The sequence below is a fragment of the Mycolicibacterium gilvum genome, from assembly GCF_900454025.1.
In the GTDB taxonomy this organism is placed as follows: Bacteria; Actinomycetota; Actinomycetes; order Mycobacteriales; family Mycobacteriaceae; genus Mycobacterium; species Mycobacterium gilvum.
This window is the reverse complement of the sequence record NZ_UGQM01000001.1, coordinates 2632832-2655662: the sequence shown is the minus strand read 5'-3', so window position 1 is coordinate 2655662 and position 22831 is coordinate 2632832. Positions and strand designations below refer to the sequence as shown.

At 69.3% G+C, this 22831-nt stretch carries 24 protein-coding genes; 4 read left to right on the top strand and 20 right to left on the bottom strand.

What is annotated here, in order from left to right; genetic code table 11:
• Positions 1 to 2: 2 nt before the first annotated feature.
• The 10 genes from rpoZ to pyrR all read right to left on the bottom strand — a co-directional run bounded on the left by rpoZ (position 3) and on the right by pyrR (position 10396).
• Positions 3 to 314, bottom strand: a complete 312-nt coding sequence (gene rpoZ / locus DYE23_RS12670; RefSeq protein WP_041800794.1) for a DNA-directed RNA polymerase subunit omega — start codon at positions 312 to 314, stop codon at positions 3 to 5.
• 42 nt (positions 315 to 356) lie between these two features.
• Positions 357 to 968, bottom strand: coding sequence for a guanylate kinase (gene gmk / locus DYE23_RS12665; protein WP_115327329.1), 612 nt, complete (start codon positions 966 to 968; stop codon positions 357 to 359).
• 10 nt (positions 969 to 978) lie between these two features.
• The gene (gene mihF, locus DYE23_RS12660; RefSeq protein WP_011894593.1) at positions 979 to 1296 is read right to left on the bottom strand and encodes an integration host factor, actinobacterial type; all 318 of its coding nucleotides are present in this window, start codon (positions 1294 to 1296) and stop codon (positions 979 to 981) included.
• Between the two features lie 391 nt (positions 1297 to 1687).
• Positions 1688 to 2506, bottom strand: coding sequence for an orotidine-5'-phosphate decarboxylase (pyrF, locus tag DYE23_RS12655; protein WP_115327328.1), 819 nt, complete (start codon positions 2504 to 2506; stop codon positions 1688 to 1690).
• On the bottom strand, positions 2503 to 5841 hold the full coding sequence (carB, locus tag DYE23_RS12650) for a carbamoyl-phosphate synthase large subunit (protein ID WP_115327327.1): 3339 nt from the start codon (positions 5839 to 5841) through the stop codon (positions 2503 to 2505). The genes pyrF and carB overlap by 4 nt, the downstream gene beginning before the upstream one ends.
• A gap of 101 nt (positions 5842 to 5942) precedes the next feature.
• Positions 5943 to 7094 (bottom strand): glutamine-hydrolyzing carbamoyl-phosphate synthase small subunit, encoded by a 1152-nt coding sequence (carA, locus tag DYE23_RS12645; RefSeq protein WP_115327326.1) that lies wholly within the window; start codon positions 7092 to 7094, stop codon positions 5943 to 5945.
• Entirely contained in the window at positions 7091 to 7594 is a 504-nt protein-coding gene (locus tag DYE23_RS12640; protein WP_011894597.1) for a PH-like domain-containing protein, read from the bottom strand. The genes carA and DYE23_RS12640 overlap by 4 nt, the downstream gene beginning before the upstream one ends.
• Positions 7591 to 8874 carry a dihydroorotase gene (locus DYE23_RS12635; RefSeq protein ID WP_115327325.1) on the bottom strand — a complete coding sequence of 428 codons (1284 nt, stop codon included), beginning with the start codon at positions 8872 to 8874 and terminating at the stop codon, positions 7591 to 7593. The genes DYE23_RS12640 and DYE23_RS12635 overlap by 4 nt, the downstream gene beginning before the upstream one ends.
• A complete protein-coding gene (locus DYE23_RS12630; RefSeq protein ID WP_115327324.1) occupies positions 8871 to 9818 on the bottom strand; it encodes an aspartate carbamoyltransferase catalytic subunit in 948 nt (315 codons plus the stop codon). Before DYE23_RS12630 ends, DYE23_RS12635 begins: the two co-directional genes overlap by 4 nt.
• The gene (gene pyrR, locus DYE23_RS12625; protein WP_011894600.1) at positions 9815 to 10396 is read right to left on the bottom strand and encodes a bifunctional pyr operon transcriptional regulator/uracil phosphoribosyltransferase PyrR; all 582 of its coding nucleotides are present in this window, start codon (positions 10394 to 10396) and stop codon (positions 9815 to 9817) included. Before pyrR ends, DYE23_RS12630 begins: the two co-directional genes overlap by 4 nt.
• Before the next feature lie 160 nt (positions 10397 to 10556).
• On the opposite strand from pyrR, the gene DYE23_RS12620 reads away from it, so the two are divergent.
• The gene (locus tag DYE23_RS12620; RefSeq protein ID WP_011894601.1) at positions 10557 to 11762 is read left to right on the top strand and encodes a serine hydrolase domain-containing protein; all 1206 of its coding nucleotides are present in this window, start codon (positions 10557 to 10559) and stop codon (positions 11760 to 11762) included.
• Between the two features lie 39 nt (positions 11763 to 11801).
• Positions 11802 to 13082 carry an HNH endonuclease gene (locus tag DYE23_RS12615; protein WP_041800163.1) on the top strand — a complete coding sequence of 427 codons (1281 nt, stop codon included), beginning with the start codon at positions 11802 to 11804 and terminating at the stop codon, positions 13080 to 13082.
• 25 nt (positions 13083 to 13107) lie between these two features.
• Here the strand turns inward: DYE23_RS12615 and nusB are convergent, their stop codons facing one another.
• Genes nusB through DYE23_RS12600 form a run of 3 tightly spaced genes read right to left on the bottom strand, consistent with a single transcriptional unit; the run spans position 13108 to position 15263 of the window.
• Positions 13108 to 13602, bottom strand: a complete 495-nt coding sequence (nusB, locus tag DYE23_RS12610; protein WP_011894603.1) for a transcription antitermination factor NusB — start codon at positions 13600 to 13602, stop codon at positions 13108 to 13110.
• Positions 13595 to 14158 (bottom strand): elongation factor P, encoded by a 564-nt coding sequence (gene efp / locus DYE23_RS12605; RefSeq protein WP_011894604.1) that lies wholly within the window; start codon positions 14156 to 14158, stop codon positions 13595 to 13597. Before efp ends, nusB begins: the two co-directional genes overlap by 8 nt.
• A gap of 22 nt (positions 14159 to 14180) precedes the next feature.
• The gene (locus tag DYE23_RS12600; RefSeq protein WP_011894605.1) at positions 14181 to 15263 is read right to left on the bottom strand and encodes a M24 family metallopeptidase; all 1083 of its coding nucleotides are present in this window, start codon (positions 15261 to 15263) and stop codon (positions 14181 to 14183) included.
• A 33-nt stretch (positions 15264 to 15296) separates the two neighbouring features.
• Here DYE23_RS12600 and DYE23_RS12595 point away from each other — a divergent pair, with 33 nt between their 5' ends.
• Positions 15297 to 15914, top strand: a complete 618-nt coding sequence (locus DYE23_RS12595) for a B-4DMT family transporter (protein WP_011894606.1) — start codon at positions 15297 to 15299, stop codon at positions 15912 to 15914.
• Positions 15915 to 15922: 8 nt separating this feature from the next.
• Positions 15923 to 16822, top strand: a complete 900-nt coding sequence (locus tag DYE23_RS12590) for a hypothetical protein (protein WP_011894607.1) — start codon at positions 15923 to 15925, stop codon at positions 16820 to 16822.
• Here DYE23_RS12590 and aroB read toward each other — a convergent pair.
• From aroB to ruvX, 7 genes are read right to left on the bottom strand one after another with little or no spacing between them, the layout of a single operon-like run.
• Positions 16798 to 17877, bottom strand: a complete 1080-nt coding sequence (gene aroB, locus DYE23_RS12585) for a 3-dehydroquinate synthase (protein ID WP_115327323.1) — start codon at positions 17875 to 17877, stop codon at positions 16798 to 16800. The genes DYE23_RS12590 and aroB overlap by 25 nt on opposite strands.
• Positions 17874 to 18536, bottom strand: coding sequence for a shikimate kinase (locus tag DYE23_RS12580; protein ID WP_011894609.1), 663 nt, complete (start codon positions 18534 to 18536; stop codon positions 17874 to 17876). The genes aroB and DYE23_RS12580 overlap by 4 nt, the downstream gene beginning before the upstream one ends.
• Entirely contained in the window at positions 18536 to 19744 is a 1209-nt protein-coding gene (gene aroC / locus DYE23_RS12575) for a chorismate synthase (protein ID WP_041800164.1), read from the bottom strand. Before aroC ends, DYE23_RS12580 begins: the two co-directional genes overlap by 1 nt.
• A 57-nt stretch (positions 19745 to 19801) precedes the next feature.
• Positions 19802 to 20245: a prepilin peptidase gene (locus DYE23_RS12570; RefSeq protein ID WP_011894611.1), complete on the bottom strand. Its 444-nt coding sequence runs from the start codon at positions 20243 to 20245 to the stop codon at positions 19802 to 19804.
• A 9-nt stretch (positions 20246 to 20254) separates the two neighbouring features.
• The gene (locus DYE23_RS12565; protein ID WP_115327322.1) at positions 20255 to 21082 is read right to left on the bottom strand and encodes a shikimate dehydrogenase; all 828 of its coding nucleotides are present in this window, start codon (positions 21080 to 21082) and stop codon (positions 20255 to 20257) included.
• Complete coding sequence (locus tag DYE23_RS12560) at positions 21060 to 22307, bottom strand: endolytic transglycosylase MltG (protein WP_013471873.1); 1248 nt, start codon at positions 22305 to 22307, stop codon at positions 21060 to 21062. Before DYE23_RS12560 ends, DYE23_RS12565 begins: the two co-directional genes overlap by 23 nt.
• Positions 22300 to 22827 (bottom strand): Holliday junction resolvase RuvX, encoded by a 528-nt coding sequence (gene ruvX / locus DYE23_RS12555; protein WP_115327321.1) that lies wholly within the window; start codon positions 22825 to 22827, stop codon positions 22300 to 22302. Before ruvX ends, DYE23_RS12560 begins: the two co-directional genes overlap by 8 nt.
• Positions 22828 to 22831: the final 4 nt, after the last annotated feature.

The following is a 22831-nucleotide window of genomic DNA, read 5'->3' as shown; positions in this document are numbered from 1 at the left end:
CGCTACTCGCCCTCGGTGTGCTCGAGGAGGTCGCCGTGGATCTCCCGCATCGCGATGGACAGCGGCTTCTCCTGCAGGCCCGGCTCGACGAGCGGACCCACGTATTCGAGGATGCCGTCACCGAGCTGGTTGTAGTAGTCGTTGATCTGGCGCGCGCGCTTGGCGGCGTAGATGACCAGCGCATACTTGCTCGACGCCCGGTCCAGCAGCTCGTCGATGGGCGGGTTGGTGATGCCCAGCGGCGTGTCATAGGCGCTCGCGGCGGACGGATCGATGTCAGCCGCGGCGAGCCGCGAATCGGCCGTAGGGGTCAGCGGGGTGCTCACGTAGAGGTTCTCCTGAAAAAGATCTGAAAATTAGGGCTGATCGCGTCGTTCCGGCGCGTGGGCCACCAGCAAGGCTACCAATTCCGCGCAGGCAGACTCCAATTGACTGTTGACGACGATCTCGTCGAAGTCGTCCTGAGCCGCCAGTTCCGCCCGGGCGGTCTCCAGCCGGCGGGCGATCACCTCGGGTGTCTCGGTGCCGCGGCCGATCAATCGGCTCTCCAGCGTCTCCCAGCTCGGCGGTGCGAGGAAGACCGACGTCGCCTCGGGCATCGTCTTCTTGACCGCGCGGGCGCCGGCGAGGTCGACTTCGATCAGTACCGGGCGGCCGGCGGCCGCGGCCTCGCGCACGGGGGCGGCGGGCGTCCCGGAGCGGTGCAGGCCTCCGTGGATGTCCGCCCATTCGAGCAGGGCGTTGTCGTCGATGAGCTGCTGAAACCGCTCTGGGGTCACGAAGAAGTAGTCCACCCCGTCGACCTCGCCGGGCCGCGGAGCCCGCGTCGTCACCGACACGCTGAAGTACAGATCGGCGACGCGCTCCCGCAGGCAGCGCACGACGGTGGACTTCCCGACGGCAGATGGGCCGGACAACACCAGGACCGTGGCCCCGGATGCGCTGTCCGGCCCCCTACCTTCGCTCACCGACCTCCCTTTACGAGAAGTCGAACTTTTCCAGCAGAGCCTTGCGCTGACGGTCGCCCAGGCCGCGCAGACGGCGGGTCGGGGCGATCTCCAGCTCGGTCATGATCTCCTGGGCCTTGACCTTGCCGACCTTGGGCAAAGCCTCCAGAAGTGCGGAGACCTTCATCTTGCCCAGGACCTCGTCGGTCTCGGCGTCCGTGAGGACCTGCTTGAGGTTGGTGCCGCCGCGCTTGAGCCGATCTTTGAGCTCGGCTCGCGCTCGACGTGCGGCAGCAGCCTTCTCCAACGCTGCCGCGCGCTGTTCGTCGGTCAACTGGGGAAGGGCCACGGGTGTTCCTCCGTCTCGTCACCATCATCTGATTTGTCTCGGCTGGAAGTGGCGTAAACCAGAACCAGCCAGCGTGGACGACCGTACCCACGGTCGCTGACGAAAGCTAACCCCACCCCCCGGTAATCGCGTCAAAAGCCCAGCGTGTAGTGCGCGGGCGGCCGCGATCGCGCGCACGGCCCGACGCTCGACTCGGGGGCCGCCGGATGCGCTGGAAAACGGCGAACGCCCAGCACAGCGGGGGTATTGATCGCTGTCGCGCAGTGCCGTCGCCCATCCCGGGGTCACCCGACCCGGTTCGGGAGACCGTCCGGCGCACCGGACCTGAGAATTTCGCTGGTCATCGCGTGTCGGGCGTGTCGCGGATCGGCATCGGGGCGGTAACGACGGATCAGGTCAGGTATGCGACCGCGTCGCGCATCCGCTCGGCCGCGTCGCGCAGCGCAGCCACGTCCGGGCCGGATCGCAGCACCTCCCGCGACACCGCCGGCAGCAGTTGACCCGGACCGGCCCCTGCCAGGCCCGCCAGCGCTTCGGGACGTCCGCCCTGGGCGCCGACCCCCGGAACGAGCACCGGACCGTTCAGCGCGCCGACATCGGGCGGATCGCTCAACGTGGCGCCGACGACGACGCCGACCGAGCCGGGCGCCCCCGGCGGGTTCAGCTCGGCCGCGGCGTCGACGACGGTCTGGGCGACCGTGCGCCCCGCCACGTCGGCGCGCTGGACCGATGCGCCCTCGGGGTTGGAGGTTGCCGCCAGCACGAAAACCCCGCGGCCGTTCTCCCGCGCCGTGTCGAGCAATGGCTGCAGCGATCCGAAGCCCAGGTACGGGGAGGCCGTCACGGCGTCGGCGGCCAGCGGGGAGTCGCCCGCCCAGGCGGTGGCGTAGGCGGCCATCGTGGTGCCGATGTCCCCGCGCTTGGCGTCGGCGAGGACCAGCACGCCCGAGGCGCGCAGCGCGGCGATGGTGCGCTCCAGGACGGCGAAGCCGGCGGACCCGTACGCCTCGAAGAACGCGACCTGCGGCTTGACGACGGCGAAGCCCTCGAATGCCGTCACGCACAGGTCGGCGAAGCGGGACAGACCGTCGACGTCGACGCCCAGATTCCAGCTCCGCAGCAGCTCCGGGTGCGGGTCGATGCCCAGGCACAGCGGTCCCCGCCGGACCCTCGCGACCGCGAGGCGCTCGCCGAACCCGCTGTCGGTCACGAGCCCAGCGTGGAGTGCAGTTCCTGCAGCGACATCACGCCGATGTCACCGCGGATCCCCGCCTCGATGCCCTGCACCGCAGCCGACGCGCCCTGCACGGTGGTCACGCACGGAATGTTCATCGACACCGCGGCCGACCGGATCTCATAGCCGTCGATGCGCGGCCCCGAATTGCCGTACGGGGTGTTGAGCACCATGTCGACGTCGCCGGCCTTGATCGCCTCGACCGCAGAGCGCAGTGGGCGGTCCGCACTGGGTTCTTCAAAGTGCTTGCGCACTTCTTCACACGGGATTCCGTTGCGCCGCAGCATCTCCGCGGTGCCTTCGGTGGCCAGGATCTTGAACCCGAGGTCGGCGAGCCGCTTGACCGGGAACACCAGGGACCGCTTGTCGCGGTTGGCGACCGAGACGAACACGGTGCCGCTGGCGGGCAGCGAACCGTAGGCGGCGGTCTGGCTCTTGGCGAACGCGCTGCCGAAATCGTGGGCGATGCCCATCACCTCGCCGGTGGACTTCATCTCCGGCCCGAGCAGCGAGTCGATCTGCGCGCCGTCCGCCTTGCGGAACCTGTGGAAGGGAAGGACGGCTTCCTTCACGGCCACGGGCGCGTTGCGCGCGGTCGCCGCACCGTCACCGGTCCTGGCCAGCACGCCCTCCTCGCGGAGCTCGGCGATGCTCGCGCCCAGCATGATCCGCGCGCACGCCTTGGCCAGCGGTACCGCGGTCGCCTTGGAGACGAAGGGGACGGTGCGCGATGCGCGCGGATTGGCCTCCAGGACATAGAGGACGTCGTCCTTGAGCGCGTACTGCACATTGAGCAGGCCGACCACGCCGACCCCGAACGCGATCGCCTCGGTCGCGCGCCGCACCGCCTCGATGTCGCTGCGGCCCAGCGTCACAGGGGGCAGCGCGCACGCCGAGTCACCGGAGTGGATGCCGGCCTCCTCGATGTGCTCCATCACGCCGCCGATGTACACCTCGGTGCCGTCGCACAGCGCGTCGACGTCGATCTCGATCGCGTCTTCGAGGAAGCGGTCCACGAGCACCGGGTGCTCGGGCGAGAGTTGGGTCGCCCGGGTGATGTAGCCCTCGAGGGTGTCCTCGTCGTAGACGATCTCCATGCCGCGCCCGCCCAGCACATAAGACGGCCGCACCAGCACCGGGTAGCCGATCTCGGCGGCGATGCGGCGAGCCTGGTCGAAGCTGGTGGCCATGCCGAACCGGGGCGCGGGCAGCCCGGCGCGGCGCAGCACCTCGCCGAACTCGCCTCGGTCCTCGGCCAGGTCGATCGCCTCGGGTTTGGTGCCGACGATCGGCACCCCGGCTTTCTCCAGCCGTTCGGCCAGTCCGAGCGGCGTCTGACCACCGAGTTGCACGATCACCCCGATCACGCCCGGGCCGCCCTCGCCCGATCTCTGCTCGGCGTAGTAGATCTCCAGCACGTCCTCGAACGTCAGCGGTTCGAAGTACAGCCGGTCGGCGGTGTCGTAGTCGGTCGACACCGTCTCGGGGTTGCAGTTGATCATCACGGTCTCGAAACCGGCCTCGCTGAGCGTGGTCGCGGCGTGCACACAGCTGTAGTCGAATTCGATGCCCTGCCCGATCCGGTTGGGGCCCGACCCGAGGATCAGCACCTTGCCCCGCTCGGTCTGCGGGGCGACCTCGGTCTCCGCGGCGGGATCCATCTCGTAGCTGCTGTAGTGGTAAGGAGTCTTGGCCTCGAACTCGGCCGCGCAGGTGTCGACGGTCTTGAACACCGGGTGGATCCCCAACCGCTGACGCAGCGCCCGCACGCCCATCTCGCCGGCGAGTTCGGGTCGCAGCGCGGCGATCTGGCGGTCGGAGAGCCCGTGGTGCTTGCTGCGGCGGAGCAGTTCCTCGCCGAGCACGGGGGCGTCGGTCAGCTCGGCACGCAGTTCGACCAGGCCGCCGATTTGATCGACGAACCACGGGTCGACGCCCGAGGCCTCTGCGACCTCTTCCACGGTCGCGCCGAGACGCAGCGCGTATTCGATGTCGTAGAGCCGGCCGTCGGTGGGTGTGCGCAGCCGCGCGAGCACCTCGCTGAGCTCACCGACGGGGTCCTCCCCCGTCCAGAAGCCCGCCCGGCCGGTCTCCAGCGAGCGCATCACCTTGCCGAGCGCTTCGATGAAGTTGCGCCCCAACGACATCGCCTCGCCGACCGACTTCATGGTGGTGGTCAGCGTCGCGTCGGCGCCGGGGAACTTCTCGAACGCGAACCGCGGCGCCTTCACCACGACGTAGTCCAGCGTCGGCTCGAAGCACGCCGGGGTTTCCTTGGTGATGTCGTTGACGATCTCGTCGAGCGTGTAACCGATCGCGAGCTTGGCCGCGATCTTGGCGATCGGGAACCCGGTGGCCTTCGACGCCAGCGCCGAGGACCGCGACACCCGGGGGTTCATCTCGATGACGATGAGCCGGCCGTCCTTCGGGTTGACGGCGAACTGGATGTTGCAGCCGCCGGTGTCGACGCCGACCTCACGCAGGATCTCGATGCCCAGGGTGCGCATCTTCTGGTACTCGCGGTCGGTGAGTGTCATCGCCGGCGCGACGGTGACCGAGTCGCCGGTGTGCACGCCCATCGGATCGAAGTTCTCGATCGAGCAGACCACCACCACGTTGTCGCGGCCGTCGCGCATCAGCTCGAGCTCGTACTCCTTCCATCCGTAGATGGATTCCTCGATCAGCACGTTCGCCGACGGGGACGCCGCGAGGCCCTCCCCCGCCATGCGCTCCACATCGTCGGCCGAGTACGCCATCCCGGAGCCCAGTCCGCCCATGGTGAAGCTCGGCCGGACCACCACGGGCAGCCCGAGTTCGGCGACCGTGTCGCGCACCTCGTCCATGGTGAAACACACCCTGGACTTCGCGGACTCGCCGCCCACCTTGGTGACGATGTCCTTGAACTTCTGCCGGTCCTCGCCGCGCTGGATCGCGTCGAAGTTGGCGCCGATCAGCTCGACGTCGTAGCGCTCCAGCGCACCGTTCTCGTACAGCTTCACCGCGGTGTTGAGCGCGGTCTGCCCGCCCAGGGTCGGCAGCAGCGCGTCGATCTTGTTGCCGCGCTCGGCCTGCTGGGCGATGACCTTCTCGACGAAGTCCGCGGTGATCGGCTCGACGTAGGTGTGGTCGGCGTATTCCGGGTCGGTCATGATCGTGGCCGGATTGGAGTTGATCAGGGTGACCTGCAGGCCCTCGGCCCTCAGCACCCGGCAGGCCTGGGTGCCGGAGTAGTCGAACTCGGCGGCCTGCCCGATCAGGATCGGTCCGGATCCGATCACCAGCACATGGTTGAGGTCTGTCCGGCGTGGCATCTACTGGCCCCTTTCACCGCGAGCGCGCGTGTCTGCACACGACGCGCTGAGGAAACTCGTACAAATACGCGCGCTCACACGCGGCGACAGCGCGGTATCCGTCACTTCTGCCCCGCCATCAGGTCGATGAACGTGTCGAACAGGTACTCGGCGTCGCGGGGACCCGCGGCCGCCTCCGGGTGGTACTGCACCGAGAACGCGCGACCGTTGGACAGCCGAACACCCTCCACGACACCGTCGTTGGCGCAGGTATGGCTGACCTCGGCCTGCCCGAACGGGGTGTCGAACGTCTGCCCGGCTTCCCCTTCGAGCGCGAATCCGTGGTTCTGAGCGGTGATCGCGACCCGGCCGGTGGTGTGGTCCATGACCGGGATGTTGATGCCACGGTGTCCGAAGACCATCTTGTAGGTCGACAGGCCGAGCGCCCGGCCCAGGATCTGGTTGCCGAAACAGATTCCGAACAGCGGGATCCCGGCGTCGAGCACCTCGCGCGTCACGCCGACGATGTGATCGGCGGTCGCGGGGTCGCCGGGACCGTTGGACAGGAACACGCCGTCGGGCTTCAGCTCGGCGATGTGGTCGAACGTCGCCGACGACGGCAGCACGATGCTGCGAACCCCACGCTTGGCGAAGTTGCGCGGCGTGTTGGTCTTGATGCCCAGATCCAGCGCGGCGACGGTGAACCGTTGCGGCCCTTCGGAACCGACCTCGTAGTCGGTGTCGGTGCTGACCTCACCGGCGAGGTCGGCGCCGAGCATCGCGGCCTGGTCGCGGACGCGCGCGATCAGATCGTCGACGGACGCGTCGGCCTGCTCACCGCTGAAAATCCCGGCCTTCATCGAACCGCGACTGCGCAGGTGACGCACCACCGCGCGGGTGTCGATGCCGGCGATCCCGACGATCCCCTGCCGCTTCAACTCGTCGTCGAGCGTGCCGGTGGCGCGCCAGTTCGACGCGCGCGGCGACGGGTCGCGTACGGCGTAGCCGGCGACCCAGATCTTGTCGCCGCGGCTCTCGCTGTCTTCGTGGTTCCACCCGGTGTTGCCGATCTGGGGTGCGGTCGCGACGACGATCTGGCGGTGGTAGCTCGGGTCGGTCAGCGTCTCCTGATATCCGGACATGCCGGTCGAGAACACCGCTTCGCCGAGGGTCTCGCCCTCGGCGCCGAACGGCGTCCCGGTGAAGACGCGGCCGTCCTCCAGGACGAGCCGGGCGATCTGTGACGCGCTGCGTAGGGCCTTATGTGCGGTCATGCCACTTCCTCCGGGAGCCATTTCGAGTAGTCACGTCGGTCGTCTGCGCGGAATCCGGTGTCGATCTCCGTTCCCGACGGAAGTCGCCAGCGGATCGCGAGAATTCCCTCGTGGGTGAGTGCCTTCCCGGCAAGACTCTTCTCGGTGCGGATCTCGGCGATCGACTCGTCGGGGATCCAGATGGGCCCGGCGCCGGTGCGCTGCAACATGATTCCTTCGGGATAGCGGGTCAGGACGGCTTTGGCGCGGAAACCCAGATCGCCGGCGGCCACCCTGTCGTTCCAGTGCGGCGCCAGCGTGCTGCCGACGTAGAGACCCTTGGTGGCCGGAACCAGGGTCGGGCCCACGGTATCGGGCAGCGGCGGCAGGTTTCCGATGATCTGCATCTGGCGCGCCACCCGGTGGCGCCAGCCGCGCATCATCGCCTGGATCAGCACCGCGATCAGGATCGCGACGACGGCGGCCATGACCAGGGATGTGACCAGCGTCGGGGTGTTCACGCGCCGGCCTTTCCGTCGCGGGCGGTGACCGTGCCGCGCAACAGGGTCGCGGTGACGACCCCCGGCAGTTCCATCGCCTCGTACGGCGTGTTGTCCGAGCGGCTGGCCAGAGCTGGACCGCTCACCGTCCAGCGGGCATCGGGATCGACGACGGTGAGGTTGGCCGGCTCCCCGACCTCCAGCGGCCGCCCCTGGTCGGGCAGCCCGACGATGCGGGCCGGCGCCTCGCTCATCACGCGGGCGACGTCCCGCCAGGTCAGCAGGCCGGGCTGGACCATGGTCTCGACGACGACCGACAGCGCGGTCTGCAACCCGAGCATGCCCGGGCGCGCGTTGGCGAACTCGCACATCTTCTCGTGCTCGCCGTGCGGGGCGTGATCGGTTGCCACACAGTCGATCACGCCGTCGGCCAGTGCCTGGCGCAGCGCGAGGGTGTCGCTGACCTCCCGCAGCGGCGGGTTCACCCGGTTGCGGCCGTCGTAGGTCTCCAGCCTGGTGTCGTCGAGCAGAAGATGGTGCGGGGTGACCTCTGCGGTGATCGCGATGCCCTGTTCCTTGGCCCAGCGGACGAGTTCGACCGTTCCGGCGGTCGACGCGTGGCAGATGTGGACGCGCGCGCCGGCGTCGCGGGCGAGCAGCGCGTCGCGGGCGACGATGGACTCCTCGGCGGCACGCGGCCAGCCGGCCAGTCCGAGACGGGCGGCGTTGGGGCCCTCGTGGGCCACCGCGCCGACGGTGAGCCGGGGCTCCTCGGCGTGCTGGGCGATCAGCACGCCGAGCCCCGAGGCGTATTCGAGTGCGCGCCGCATCAACAGCGGATCGTCCACGCACACACCGTCGTCGGAGAACATCCGGACCCGCCCGGTACCGGCCGCCATCAGGCCCATCTCGGTGAGCTGTTTGCCCGCCAGGCCGACGGTGACGGCGCCGACCGGATGCACGTCGACCAGCCCGACCTGCTGACCGCGTTGCCAGACGTGGTCGGTGACCACCACGGAGTCGGCGACCGGGTCGGTGTTGGCCATCGCGAACACCGCGGTGTAGCCACCGAGAGCGGCTGCAGCGGAACCTGTTTCGATGTCCTCGGCGTACTCGCGACCCGGCTCGCGCAGGTGCGTGTGCAGGTCGACGAATCCGGGGAGCAGAATCCGGCCGGTGCAGTCGATCGTCTCGTCCGCGGACAGTCCGGTGCCGATCTCGGCGATGATCCCGTCACGCACCAGCACGTCGACGGCGTCACCCTCACCGTAGAGGCGCACGGACTTCAACACCACGCTCATGCGCTGATCGCTTCCTCTTCCGACCCGACGAGCAGGTGGAACAACACCGCCATCCGGACATGAACACCGTTGGAAACCTGTTGCAGGACAGCCGATTGCGACGAGTCGGCCACCGAGTACGCGATCTCCATCCCGCGCAGCATCGGGCCGGGGTGCAGCACGACGGCATGCTCGGCCAGGGTCGACTGCCGCTTCTCGGACAATCCGTAGCGCACGGAGTACTCCCGCGACGACGGGAAGAAGCCGCCGTTCATGCGTTCGGCCTGCACGCGCAGCATCAGCACCGCGTCGGCGAGGGGCAGTTCCGCGTCGAGCTCGTGGGACACGGTCACCGGCCATTCCGTCACGCCGACCGGCAGCAGGGTGGGGGGCGCGACCAGGACCACTTCCGCACCCAGCGTGTGCAGCAGCGCCACGTTGGACCGGGCGACCCGGCTGTGCAGCACGTCGCCGACGATCACGACCCGTTTTCCCTCGACAGAGCCGAGCCGCTGGCGGATCGTCAGCGCGTCGAGCAGGGCCTGGGTGGGGTGTTCGTGGGTGCCGTCGCCGGCATTGATGACCGACGGTCCGCCGTGCTCGTCGAGCGTCCAGGCCGCCAGCTGCTGGGGCGCCCCCGAGGCGGGATGACGGATGATCAGCGCGTCGGCGCCGGCGGCGCGCAGGGTCAGGGCGGTGTCGCGCAACGACTCCCCTTTGGAGACAGACGATCCCGACGCGCTGACGTTGATGACGTCGGCACTCATCCACTTGCCGGCCACCTCGAACGACACCCGGGTGCGGGTGGAGTTCTCATAGAACATCGTGATGATGGTGCGGCCCCGCAACGTGGGCAGCTTCTTGACCTCGCGGCCGACCAGGGCCTCGCGGAATCGGTCGGCATTGTCCAGGATCGCGGTGGCGTCGTCGCGACTGAGGTCTGCCGCGGTCAGCAGATGCTTCACCTCGGGGGCCCTCCGTACGGTGCGATGGCGATGATGTCGACTCCGTCGTTCTCGGTGAGGCGGACCTTCACGTTCTCACTGCGTGAGGTCGGGACGTTCTTGCCGACGTAGTCCGCGCGGATCGGCAGCTCCCGGTGACCGCGGTCGACGAGGACCGCCAACTGCACCGCTTTCGGCCGGCCGAGGTCGCGCAGCGCGTCCAGGGCGGAGCGCACCGAACGGCCGGTGTAGAGGACGTCGTCGACGAGGATCACCAGCGCGCCGTCGATGCCGCCGGCCGGGATCGACGTCTCCGCGAGCGCCCGGGGCGGTTTGGTCATCAGGTCGTCGCGGTAGAGCGTGGTGTCGAGTGCGCCGTGGGCGACCTGCACTCCGCTGAACTCGGCGATGTTGGTGGCCAGCCGGGAGGCCAGCGTGACGCCCCGGGTCGGGATGCCGAGGAGGATGACGCGCGGACCGTCGGGACCGTCGAGTGCGGTCTTCTCGATGATCTGATGCGCGATGCGGGCGATGGTTCGGCTGACGTCCGCTGCGGACATCAGCTCCCGGTCGGAACCGGACTGGTCGGGTGCGCCCACGAGGGAGCCGGACCTCCTTCTCCGCCTCACGGGACGGATCGTTAAAGGATGTCGGAAATTGCGGCGAGCTTATCAGGTCGGGGTGCGAAAACTGCACCTGGGCAAGCGCTCCGTAGCGCACGCCACAGTCGGGCTCGGGCCGGCAGGTAGCCTCTGCCGGGTGAACCTCGACCGCAACAAGGCCTCCATCGTCGACGCCATCGATGCCGGCCTGCTGGCCGGCGCGGTGACGCTGGTCTGGCATGCCGGAGAGGTGCGACAGGTCAACGAACTGGGCTACCGCGATGTCGACGCGCAGCTGCCGATGCAGCGGGACACGATCTTTCGCATCGCGTCGATGACGAAGCCGGTCACGGTCGCCGCCGCGATGTCGCTCGTCGAGGAGGGCCGGCTCTCTCTGACCGACCGGGTGGCGACGTGGCTGCCGGAGCTGGCGGACATGCGTGTCCTCGCGGAGCCTCGCGGCGCGCTGGACCGCACGGTGCCCGCGCAGCGCCACATCACGATCGAGGATCTGATGACCCACCGCAGCGGGCTGGCCTACATGTTCTCGGTGCTGGGTCCGCTGTCGGACGCCTACCGCAAGCTGCCCACGCGGCAGGACCAGGACCGGTGGCTCACCGAACTCTCCGCGCTTCCGCTCGTGCACCAGCCCGGTGAGCGTCTGACGTACAGCCACGCGACCGACGTGCTGGGCATCGCGCTGTCGCGGATCGAGGGCAAGCCCCTCAGCGAGGTGCTCGCCGAGCGCATCTTCGAACCCCTCGGGATGACCGACACCGGGTTCAGCGTCGGCTCCGAGGGCCGGCGTCGCGCGGCGACGATGTATCAGCTCGACAAGGACGGCACGCTGCGCCACGACGTGATGGGTCCGGCCCCGATCGTCGATCCCCCGTTCTGCACGGGCGGCGCGGGACTGTTCTCGACGGTCGACGACTACCTGCGGTTCGCGAGGATGCTGCTGAACGGCGGGACGCTCGACGGCACCCGGGTGCTGTCGGAGGACTCGGCGATGTCGATGCGGACGGACCGGCTGACCGCCGAGCAGAAACGTCAGGATTTCCTCGGGGCGCCGTTCTGGATCGGCCGCGGGTTCGGGTTGAACCTGTCGGTGGTCACCGATCCCGCGAAGTCCCGTCAGCTGTTCGGTCCCGGCGGGCTGGGGACGTTCTCGTGGCCGGGCGCCTACGGGACGTGGTGGCAGGCCGACCCGTCCGCCGACGTCATCCTGATCTACCTGATCCAGAATCTGCCGAGTATGAGCGTCGACGTGGCGGCGGCGATAGCGGGAAACACGTCGCTGGCCAAACTGCAGACGGCGCAGCCGAAGTTCGTGCGCAGTACCTATCAGGCGTTGGAGTTGTAGGTCCGATTCTTGTCGGCCCCGGGGTGTAGCGTCCCGGATATGTTCGAAAGTCTGTTCGACTACGACACGGAGGCGTCCGAGAAGGAGCTCCGGGTCCTTGTCGAGCAGTACGAAGCGCTGAAGTCGAGGGCGGCCGCCGCGCAGGCACGCGTCACGGCGCTGTGGGCTGCCAAGCGTGCTGCAGCCGAGCGGGCCGCCGGGATCGGGACGAGGAAGCGCGGGAAGGGTCTCGCCTCGGAGATCGCGCTCGCCCGCCATGATGCGCCGGTGAAGGGTAACCAGCACCTCGGTTTCGCCAACGCGCTGGTGCACGAGATGCCCCACACTCTGGCCGCCCTGGAATGCGGGGTGCTGTCGGAGTACCGCGCCACGCTGATCGTGCGCGAATCCGCGTGCCTGAGCGCAGAACATCGCCGTCGGCTGGATGAGGAGCTCTGCAGCGATCCCTCGAAGCTGGCGGGGTGGGGCAACAACCGCGTGGAAGCCGAAGCGAAAAGGATCACTGCCCGGCTCGACGCCGCCGCGGTAGTGGAACGGTCCGCCAAGGCCGAACAGGACCGATGCGTGACCACCCGGCCGGCACCCAACTGCATGGTCTACGTGACGGTCCTGCTCCCGGTCGCTCAAGGGGTCGGGATGTACGCCGCGTTGAAAAGAGCAGCCGACACCACGTTCGACGAGCGTTCCCGCGGCCAGGTCATGGCCGACACCGCCTACGCGCGGATCACCGGAAAAGTTGCCACGCAACCGGTTTCGGTGTCACTGAACCTGGTGATGGCCGACACGACGCTGGCGGGCGACGACACAGAACCCGCCTGGCTCGACGGCTACGGGCCGGTTCCCGCGGGATTCGCGTGCAAGCTCACCGGCGACGCCGTAGCCGACGAGGACGTCAAGGCGACCCTGCGGCGTCTGTACCGCCATCCCGGGAGCGGCCAACTGGTCGCGATGGAGTCGAGATCGCGAGCCTTCCCCAAGGGACTGGCAGCGTTCATCGGAATCCGCGACCGCACATGCCGAACTCCGTACTGCAACGCGCCGATCCGCCACCACGACCATGCCACCCCCGACCGCGACGGCGGCAGAACCAGCGCGGTCAACGGGCTCGGCCTGTGCGAGGCCTGCAACTACGCGAAGGAAGCTCCGGGCTGGACGGTCACCACCTCGGTGCGCGCCGGCGAGCACCGCGCCGAGTTCGTCACCCCGACCCACGCCACCTACTACTCGATCGCGCCGCCGCTGCCGGGCACCCGGATATCTCGGCGAAGCATTGTCGAAGACCGCTTCAGCATCGACCTCGTCACGTTCGAAGCCGCCTGACGCACAGCGCCGCGCTGGTCCAGATCTACGGGGTGGCGCTACCGCTGTCCGGGCTGGCCTGCACGGCAGCCGCGGCCGCCCGGATCTGCGGTGTCACCAGCATCACCTGGCCCAGCACACCGTTGACGAAGCCCGGCGAGTCGTCGGTCGAGAGCTGCTTCGCCAACTCGACCGCCTCATCGACGGCCACAGGCTCGGGAACATCCACAGCGTGCAACAGTTCCCACACCGCCACCCGCAGCACGGCCCGGTCGACGGCCGGTAACCGATCCAGCGTCCAGCCCTGCAGGTGGGCCGAGATCAGGTCGTCGATGTGCGCCGCATGGTCGGTCACGCCGCGCGCCACCGTCACCGTGTACGGGTTCAGCGGCGCGATGTCATCGGCGCCGTTGTCCGCCAGTGCATTTCGCGCTTCCGCGACCTCGGCGGCAGTGATCCCACGGGCTTCGGCCTCGAACAGCAGGTCGACGGCGCGTTTGCGCGCCTGATGCCTGCCCCGATCACCCTTCCGGTCAGGCATTGACCCTTCCCAGGTAACTTCCGTCCCGCGAATCCACCTTCAGCTTGTCGCCGGTGTTGATGAACAGCGGCACCTGGATCTCGGCGCCGGTCTCCATCGTCGCGGGCTTGGTGCCGGCGCTGGAGCGGTCGCCCTGCAGTCCGGGCTCGGTGTGCGCGACGAGCAACTCCACGGTGACCGGCAGTTCCAGGTACAGCGGCACCCCGTCGTGGAACGCGATCTGCACCGGCATGCTCTCGAGCAGGAAGCCCGCGAGGCGCCCGACGAGCGCTTCGGGCAGCGGGTGCTGCTCGAAATCCTCGGAGTCCATGAACACGAAGTCCGAACCGTCGCGGTACAGGTAGGTGGCATCACGGCGGTCGACGGTCGCGGTCTCGACCTTCACGCCCGCGTTGTAGGTCTTGTCGACGACCTTGCCGGACACCACGTTCTTGAGCTTGGTACGCACGAACGCGGGACCCTTACCGGGTTTGACGTGCTGGAACTCCACGATCTGCCACAGCTGGCCATCGATCTGAAGGACGAGCCCGTTCTTGAAGTCGGCGGTCGATGCCACAGTGGGTTGTACTCCTAGCTTGCTAGATGATGACCAGTTCCTTGGGGAACCTGGTCAATAGTTCTGGGTGCTTGTCGACCACGAGCGTGTCCTCGATGCGGACACCGCCGCGGTCGGGCAGATAGACACCGGGCTCCACGGTCACCGCAGAGCCAGCAAGCAGTGTACCGGCGGCTGCGGAGTTGATTCCCGGCGCTTCGTGGATCTGGAGACCCACCCCGTGGCCGAGGCCGTGACCGAAGTTCTCCGCATAGCCCGCATCGGCGATGACCTGCCTGGCTGCCGCGTCGACGGTGGACAGGGCGACCCCGGGCGCGAGTGCGTCCCGACCCGCCTGCTGGGACGCCGCGACCAGCGAGTAGATCTCGCGCTGCCAGTCGGCGACCGGGGCGAGCACGAACGTCCGCGTCATGTCGGAGTGATAGCCCGCGACCAGCGCACCGAAGTCGATCTTGACGAAGTCCCCTGCGGCCAGCACCGCGTCGGTGGGCCGGTGGTGCGGGATCGCCGAGTTCGCGCCGGCGGCGACGATCGTCTCGAACGACGCTCCGTCGGCGCCGTGTGCCAGCATCAGCGACTCCAGCTCGTTGCGGACGTCGCGTTCGGTGCGTCCGGCCCGCAACCCGCCGCGCTCGAGCAGATCCTTCAGCGCGGCGTCGGCGGCTTCACACGCCAACCGCAGCAGCGCCACCTCACCGGCGTCCTTGACTTCGCGCAGACCCTCGACGGTGCCTGCCGCTCTGACGAACTCGCAGCCGTTCCCGGCCGCCTCGGACAGCGCGGTGAACGCGTCGACGGTGACGACATGGCTCTCGAAACCGAGCCTGCGCACTCCGTCGGCGGCCGCCCGAGCGGCCAGATGGGGACCGCACGCCCGTTCGATGACGACCTCGGCGTCGGGCGCCTGATGCGCGGCCTGGGTCCGGTAGCGCCCGTCGGTCGCCAGCACCGGCGTTTCGTCCTGTGCGAGCACCAGCAACGCGGCGTTCGAACCGGTGAACCCGGACAGATAACGCACGTTGACCAGGTCCGATACCAGCATCGCGTCCAGCCCGGCGTCGGCCAGCAGGCGGCGCAGACGGTCACGGCGCGCAGAAATCGTCACAGCGGGTGACGCTACTCGCTAAGGTGAGGCCCCATGAGCAAGTGGTTGGTGCGTGGACTGGTGTTGGCCGCGCTGATGGTCATCGTCCGATTGCTGCAGGGCGCGATGATCAACGCGTGGGAGACCAAGGCCGGTCTGATCAGCGCAGTGCTGGTCGCGGCGTACGCGGTGGTGGCTCTGATCTGGGGTTACGCCGACGGCCGGTCGGACGCCCGCCGCAATCCCGACCCGGACCGGCGCGACGATCTGGCGATGTCGTGGCTGCTGGCCGGACTGTTCGCCGGTGTCGTCAGCGGCGCGGTCGCCTGGTTCATCGGCTTGTTCTACAAGAACCTCTACGTCGAGGGGCTCATCAACGAGCTGACGACGTTCGCCGCCTTCACCGCCCTGCTGGTGTTCATCTCCGCGATCATCGGTGTCGCGCTCGGCCACTGGCTGGTCGACCGCAAGGCCCCGGCACAGGAGCGCCGCCGCGAGGACGACGACCGCGCCGACACCGACGTGTTCGCCGCGGTGCGCGACACCGGCAGCTCCGAGGGCAACTCCGAGGACTACGACCGCTACGCCGACGGCACCGAGTCTCAGCAACAGAGTTCGTCGGTGGCGGTAGCCGACGACGAGACCAGACCGGTCGACAAGCGCGACAACTGATCTGACGGGTGATCCCGGACGAGCTCTGCACGTCCGACACCTGGAGTCCGCTCGCCGCGGCTGCCGGCCACTCGCAACTCGCCGGAGTTCTCGGCGGCTTCCTGATCACCGCGATAGCGCTGCTGTTCGACCGCAACAGCCGCGAAGGCGTGCACATCCTGGCGCTCTTCTCGTCTGCGGTGCTGATCCTGATGCTGGACAGCTTTCTGTTCAGCCTGATCTCGGGTAACCAGACGCCCGACGCCGGCGAACGCGGCGCCGTCTGCGCGATCAGCTGGACCCAGACCGCCCTGGCGACGGGCATGCTCGCCGCGGGCACCACCGCGCTGTTCGGCGGTCTCGGCTGGATGCTGGCCGGGCACGCCGTCAACCGGGCCGGCGCCGCGGACACCGACGATATCGCCGCCTACAGCTTCCTGGCAGACCTCGGCGGCTGGCTCACCTTCGCGGCGGCGATGTCGTCCACGCTGATCCTGTCCGAGACCACCGTCGACTACCTGCGCGCCGTGTACGACCGGTCGCCGAGCGACGCTGTGGTGGCTGCGATCACCACCACCGCGGCACTCGCAGTACTCGTCGAGTTCCTGTTCGTCTACGTCCGCACCCGCGAACTGCGGCGCTCGCTGGCGTCGGCCGCCGAGCAGACCAGGTTGGCCCTGCGCTCCATCAAGGTCGCGACGATCGGGCTGGTCGGCCTGGCGGTCGTCGCCGGCTGGTTCGCGCTCAGCGTCCCGCGCTTCCCGAGGGGGTGGCTGACCGAACCCAACCTGGCCGTGGTCGCAGTGGTGGTGGCGCTGGCGTTCGCCGCGCCGATCTTCGTGGCAACCGCGATCTGTTACTCGGTGCCCAGCACCGATGTCCGCCGAATACGTCTGCGCGGACGTCAGTCCCGCGCGACCTCCGCGTAGGCCGCGGCCAGCAGCGACGGATCCGGTCCCTCCAGACGGCCCGGTTTGGCCAACCCGTCGAGGACCACGAATCGCAGCACGCCGGCGCGGGTCTTCTTGTCGCCCAGCATCGACTCCATCAGCTGGGGCAGGGCGTCGGCGTCGTAGGTGACCGGCAGTCCCAGCGAGGTCAGGATCGCACGATGGCGTTCGGTGGTGTCGTCGTCGAGCCGGCCGGCCAGCCGGCCCAGCTCCGCGGCGAACACCAGCCCGACCGACACGGCGGCGCCGTGGCGCCACTGATAGCGCTCGCGGCGTTCGATGGCGTGCGCCAGAGTGTGCCCGTAGTTGAGGATCTCGCGCAGCTGCGATTCCTTCTCGTCGGCGGCGACGACCTCGGCCTTGACGACGACAGCCCGCCGGATCAGCTCCGGGAGCACCACACCGGAGGGATCGAGCGCCGCCTCCGGGTCGGCCTCGATCATGTCGAGGATCACCGGGTCGGCGATGAAGCCGGCCTTCACGATCTCGGCCATTCCCGCGACGATCTCGTTGCGCGGCAACGACTCCAGCGTCGCGAGGTCGATCAGCACCGCGGCCGGCTGATGGAACGCACCGACCAGGTTCTTGCCCGCGTCGGTGTTGATGCCGGTCTTGCCGCCCACCGCGGCGTCGACCATGCCCAGCAGCGTGGTGGGAACGTGGACGATGTCGATACCGCGCAGCCAGGTCGCCGCGGCGAATCCAGCGACATCGGTGGCCGCTCCCCCGCCGAGACTGACGATCGCATCCTTGCGGCCGACCCCGATGCGGCCCAGTACCTGCCAGATGAACCCGACGACCGGCAGCTCCTTGCCGCCCTCGGCATCCGGGATCTCGATGCGGTGCGCGTCGATTCCCTTCTCCGACAGGTGAGTCCGGATCGCTTCGGCAGTCTGGGTCAGCGTCGGCTGATGCAGGATCGCGACCTTGTGCCTGCCGTCGAGAACGCGGCCCAGGTCGCCCAGCAGGCCCCGCCCGATGATCACCGGGTAGGGCGGGTCGGTCCGCACATCGACGGTCACCGGTTCGGTCACTGCGGGTCCTTTCGCATGCACGATGATCCTCGGGCCTTCCTGGCCGCGACGGTGGCCGGACTCGGCGGCGCCTCGGTGGACGGGGATGCCGTCAGCGACAACGGCGCCCGGCGCCACACCGAACGCCTGCGGCGGCGATCCGGTTCGGCGTCGGGATTCTCCAGCCGCGCGCAGATGTAGCGCACCACGGCGCCGGGGTTGCGATGGTTGGTGTTGACCCTCATTGTCGCGACCTGCCGGTACAGCGGAACACGTTCTGCCATCAGCGCTTTGAACTTCTCGCCACGGTCGGGTCCGGCCAGCAGGGGCCGGACGGTGGAGCCTCCGGTGCGGCGCACCCCCTCGGCGGCGCTGATCTCCAGGTAGATCACGGTGTGCCCGGCGAGGGCTTCGCGCACCCCTTCGGTGGTCACCGCGCCACCGCCCAGCGACAGCACTCCGTCGTGGGTGGCGAGCGCGTCGCGGATCACCTGCTCCTCGATGCGGCGGAACTCGGATTCGCCGTCGGTGGCGAAGATGTCGGCGATGGTGCGACCGGTGGTCTCCTCGATCGCGTTGTCGGTGTCGAGCAGCGGCACACCGAGGCTCTTGGCCAGCCGGCGTCCGATCGTGGACTTGCCCGATCCCGGCAGGCCGATGAGGACCGCCTTCGGCGCCATCAGGTCGGCGCCCCGTTCGCGGAGGGTTCTCGGGCGGAGACGGCGCGCAGATAGCCGTCGATGTTGGCCCGCGTCTCACCGAGCGAGTCGCCGCCGAACTTGGCCAGGGCCGCGCGGGCGAGCACGAGCGCGACCATCGTCTCCACCACGACGCCCGCGGCGGGCACCGCACACACATCGGAGCGCTGGTGGATCGCGACAGCCTCTTCACCTGTGGTCATGTCGATGGTGGCCAGCGCGCGCGGCACGGTCGAGATCGGCTTCATCGCCGCGCGTACCCGAACCGGCAGGCCGTTGGTCATGCCGCCTTCGAGACCGCCGGCGCGGTTGGTGGACCTCATCACGCCGTCCGGACCCGGGTAGATCTCGTCGTGGGCGACGCTGCCACGGCGGCGCGCGGTCTCGAACCCGTCACCGATCTCCACACCCTTGATGGCCTGGATGCCCATCACGGCCCCGGCGAGTTGGCTGTCGAGCCTGTCGTCACCGCTGGTGAAGGAGCCGAGGCCGACCGGGAGACCGTGTGCCACGACCTCGACGACGCCGCCGAGGGTGTCGCCGTCGCGTTTGGCCGCCTCGATCTCGGCGATCATCAGCGCTTCGCTGTCGGAGTCGAACGCCCGCACCGGGCTGTCGTCGATCGCGGCGAGATCGGCGGCCGACGGCGGCGGTCCGTCGTAGGGCTTCGAGGCGCCGATGGAGATCACATGCGAGACGATCTCGACGCCGAGCGCCTGGCGCAGGAACGCGCGGGCGACGGTGCCCGCCGCCACGCGGGCCGCGGTCTCGCGCGCGCTCGCCCGTTCCAGCACCGGCCGCGCGTCGTCGAAGCCGTACTTGAGCATTCCCGCGTAGTCGGCGTGCCCGGGTCGGGGCCGGGTCAGCGGCGCGTTGCGCGCGGCGCTGTCGGCCAGGGATTCCGGGTCGACGGGGTCGGGAGCCATCACGGTCTCCCACTTGGGCCATTCGGTGTTGCCGATCTCGATGGCGATGGGTCCGCCGAGGGTGACGCCGTGGCGAAGCCCGGTCAGCATCGTCACCTGGTCCTGCTCGAACTTCATCCGGGCGCCACGGCCGTAGCCCAGCCGCCGACGGGCCAACTGCCCGGCGACGTCACCGGAGGTCACCTCGACGCCGGCGACCATCCCCTCGACCATCGCCACCAACGCCCGGCCGTGGGATTCACCTGCAGTCGTCCATCGCAACACGCGTCCCAGTTTCGCACGCCAGGTCAGCCGCGTTGAAATCCGAGCAGGTGACGTCGGTCAGGCCAGAGCGGCCAGGCCGAGCGCGGTTCCCGCAGCCAGACACATCGACGGTCCGTGCGGCACGTCGGGCCCGGCCCCCTGCAGTCGCCGGCACAGCGCCAGCGCCCCGGTCATCAGCGAGGCCCCGAGGGCAGCGACCACCCAGACATCAGCGCCGTAGGCACCCGTCAGAGCGCCCAGTCCGATGGCGAGCTTCACGTCGCCGGCCCCCAGTGCGCCCGGCGAGAACAGGTGCACGGTCACGTAGACGGCGAACAACGCGGTCGCGCCGAGCAACGCGGGGCCGCCGTGGCCGACGACGGTCGCGGCCACCAGGATCACCGCCGCTCCGGGCAGGGTCAGCACGTTGGGGAGACGGCGATGCCGAATGTCGAAGGCGCTCAACGCGATCAGCCAGACCAGCACACCAGCGGCGGCGACCCCCGCCGCGACGTCCCCCATCAACAGAGGCTAAGCCAGACCCAGGGCCCCCCGCATCGCTTTCTGCGGCGCGGGCATCCCGGTGAACTGTTCGACCTGGGCGAAGGCCTGGTTCAGCAGCATCTCCAGGCCGCTGATGACGCGTCCGCCGGCGGCGGTCACGGCCGCGGCCAGCGGTGTGGGCCACGGATCGTAGATCGCGTCCAGCAGCACCGGCGTTCCGGCCAGCCGCGGCGCATAGGGTGCGACCGCGTCGGCGGGGACCGTGTTGACCACGACGTCCGCGGCAGCGACGGCGCCGGTCACGTCGTCGCCGGTCAGATCGACCCACTCGGTGGTGGCACCGCACCGCCGCCCCAGCGCCACCATTCCCTGGGCCTTCTCCGCGTTGCGGGCGACGACCGTGACGTGGCGCGCGCCGAGCTGGACCAGGCCGGCGACCACCGCCGGCGCCGTCCCGCCCGACCCCACGACGACCGCGGATCCGGACACTCCGGCGTCGGCGAGCGCGCCCGCCACCCCGTCGATGTCGGTGTTGTCGGCGCGCCAGCCGGTCGCCGTGTGCACCAGGGTGTTCGCCGAACCCACCAGCCGGGCCCGCTCGGTGGCCTCGTCGGCGCAGCGCAGCGCCGCGAACTTGCCGGGCATGGTCACCGAGAGCCCCACCCATTCGTCTCCGAGACCGGCGACGAAGCCGGGCAGCTCGTCCTCGCCGCACTCGATGCGGTCGTACCGCCAGCTGCTCAGCCCCAGCGCCGCGTAGGCCGCCAGATGCAGCTGCGGGGAGCGTGAATGCGCGATCGGCGAGCCCAGGACCGCGGCCCGCCGGGGCCGATCAGCGGCCGGAGTCGAGGACACCGTTGCGCAACGCGAGCTGGATGTTGGCCAGGTGCTGCTCGTATTCGCGGGTGAACAGGGTGGTGCCCTGCAGGTCGATCGTCACGAAGTACAGCCAGTCGCCCGGCTCGGGGTTCTCCGCGGCGACCAGTGCCGGGTTGCCCGGCGAGCAGATCGGCGTGGCGGGCAGCCCCGGTCGCACGTAGGTGTTCCACGGTGTGGCCTGGCCGCGGTCGGCGTCGGTCGTCGCGACCTCGACACGATCCAGTGGATAGTTCACCGTGGAGTCGAATTCCAGCGTGCGGCGCTCGTCGAGCCGGTTGTAGATGACGCGGGCCACCTTCGAGAAGTCCTCCGGCGTGGCCTCGCGCTGCACCAGCGACGCGACGGTCAGGATCTCGTAGGGCGACAGGTCGACCGACTCGGCGGCCGTGAGCAGGCCGCTCTGCTCATACTGGCTCGCGCTGGTGGAGATGAGCGTGAACAGGATGTCCTGCGGTTGCGCCGACGGGTCGATGTTCCAGGTCCCTGGCGCGATCAGGCCTTCGAGCCTGCGATGGTCGGCGCCCATCCGGTCGACGGCGTCGGTCGCCCATTGCGGGACGCCGAGGTCGGCGGGCGCAGCTGCCCCGGCGATCTGCTTGAGGTCGTCGGCCGACACGCATCGCCGGTCGCCGTCGAGGTCGACGCACGACGCGTTCGCGATCAGGGTCAGGATGCCTGCGGTCACGGCGTTGGTCTTGACGTCCCTGACGTCGTCGAGCTGGCGGCCCTCGGGGATGGTCAGCTTGCCCACCCGGTTGGCCGGATCCGCGAGGCGTTGCACCGCGCTGGACGCCGGGATCTCGGTGCGCACCTTGTAGAAACCGGGCTGGATCGCCGAGATCGCCGAGTTTCCGTCGGCCGCGTCGACGAAGGTCTTGACGTTGGCGACGACGTTGTTGTCCTGCAGCGTCTGCCCGATCGCGGTGGTCGAGTCGCCGTCGTGCACCTGGATCACCACGTCGTTGACGCCGTCACCGGCGTAGTCGCCGGTGGTGCCGCCGAACAGCGAGTGCCACATCTTCGAGCCCAGGAAGACGGCGACGACCACCACCACCACGAGCATCGACAGCGTGATCACCAGACCGGCCCGGCGGCGTCGCCGCTGGCGCTCGGCCCGTGCGCGCTCGCGGCGCGTCATCCGTTGCCTCGGCGGTCCCACCGCCAGCGGCTCGGCGCGGCCACTCTGCCATTCGTCAGTCATCCAAGACCTCTCCGTGTGCGGGCAACGCTGCTCGCCGCTGGTCCAGCCAGTTCTGAAGGATCCCCACCGCCGCGGCCTGGTCGATCATCGACTTCTGGCCACGGGCCCGTACTCCCGCCTCCCGCAATTCCCGCTGCGCCGTCACCGTGGTGAACCGCTCGTCGGCGAGCCGCACCGGCACCGGCGCGATCCGCGCCGCCAGCTGGCCGGCCACCTCGGTGGCGTCCTGCGCCGAGGATCCCGCCCGGTTGCCCAGTGTGCGCGGCAACCCGATCACCACCTCGACCGCCTCGAACTCCCCCACCAACGTCGTCAGCCGACGCAGATGCCTGCCGGACCTGCGGTCCCGTGTCACCGTCTCCACCGGCGTGGCCAACACCGCGTCGGGATCGCTGACCGCGACACCGATGCGCACCGAGCCGACGTCGATCCCGAGCCGGCGGCCGCGCCCCGGGTCCGGGGCCGCGTTCGGATCACCGGGACGGTCGGGGACGCGGCTGGTCCAGTCGGTGTCGGGCACGGGG

What these genes read in the sequence shown, in the direction of transcription:
- DYE23_RS12595 (WP_011894606.1), top strand. Translation starts at nt 15,297, where the DNA reads ATGAGCAAGTGGTTGGTGCGTGGACTGGTGTTGGCCGCGCTGATGGTC.
- DYE23_RS12560 (WP_013471873.1), bottom strand. Translation starts at nt 22,307, where the DNA reads ATGACTGACGAATGGCAGAGTGGCCGCGCCGAGCCGCTGGCGGTGGGA.
- carA (WP_115327326.1), bottom strand. Translation starts at nt 7,094, where the DNA reads ATGACCGCACATAAGGCCCTACGCAGCGCGTCACAGATCGCCCGGCTC.
- DYE23_RS12635 (WP_115327325.1), bottom strand. Translation starts at nt 8,874, where the DNA reads ATGAGCGTGGTGTTGAAGTCCGTGCGCCTCTACGGTGAGGGTGACGCC.
- DYE23_RS12580 (WP_011894609.1), bottom strand. Translation starts at nt 18,536, where the DNA reads ATGGCGCCGAAGGCGGTCCTCATCGGCCTGCCGGGATCGGGCAAGTCC.
- carB (WP_115327327.1), bottom strand. Translation starts at nt 5,841, where the DNA reads ATGCCACGCCGGACAGACCTCAACCATGTGCTGGTGATCGGATCCGGA.
- DYE23_RS12615 (WP_041800163.1), top strand. Translation starts at nt 11,802, where the DNA reads ATGTTCGAAAGTCTGTTCGACTACGACACGGAGGCGTCCGAGAAGGAG.
- nusB (WP_011894603.1), bottom strand. Translation starts at nt 13,602, where the DNA reads ATGCCTGACCGGAAGGGTGATCGGGGCAGGCATCAGGCGCGCAAACGC.
- DYE23_RS12570 (WP_011894611.1), bottom strand. Translation starts at nt 20,245, where the DNA reads ATGGGGGACGTCGCGGCGGGGGTCGCCGCCGCTGGTGTGCTGGTCTGG.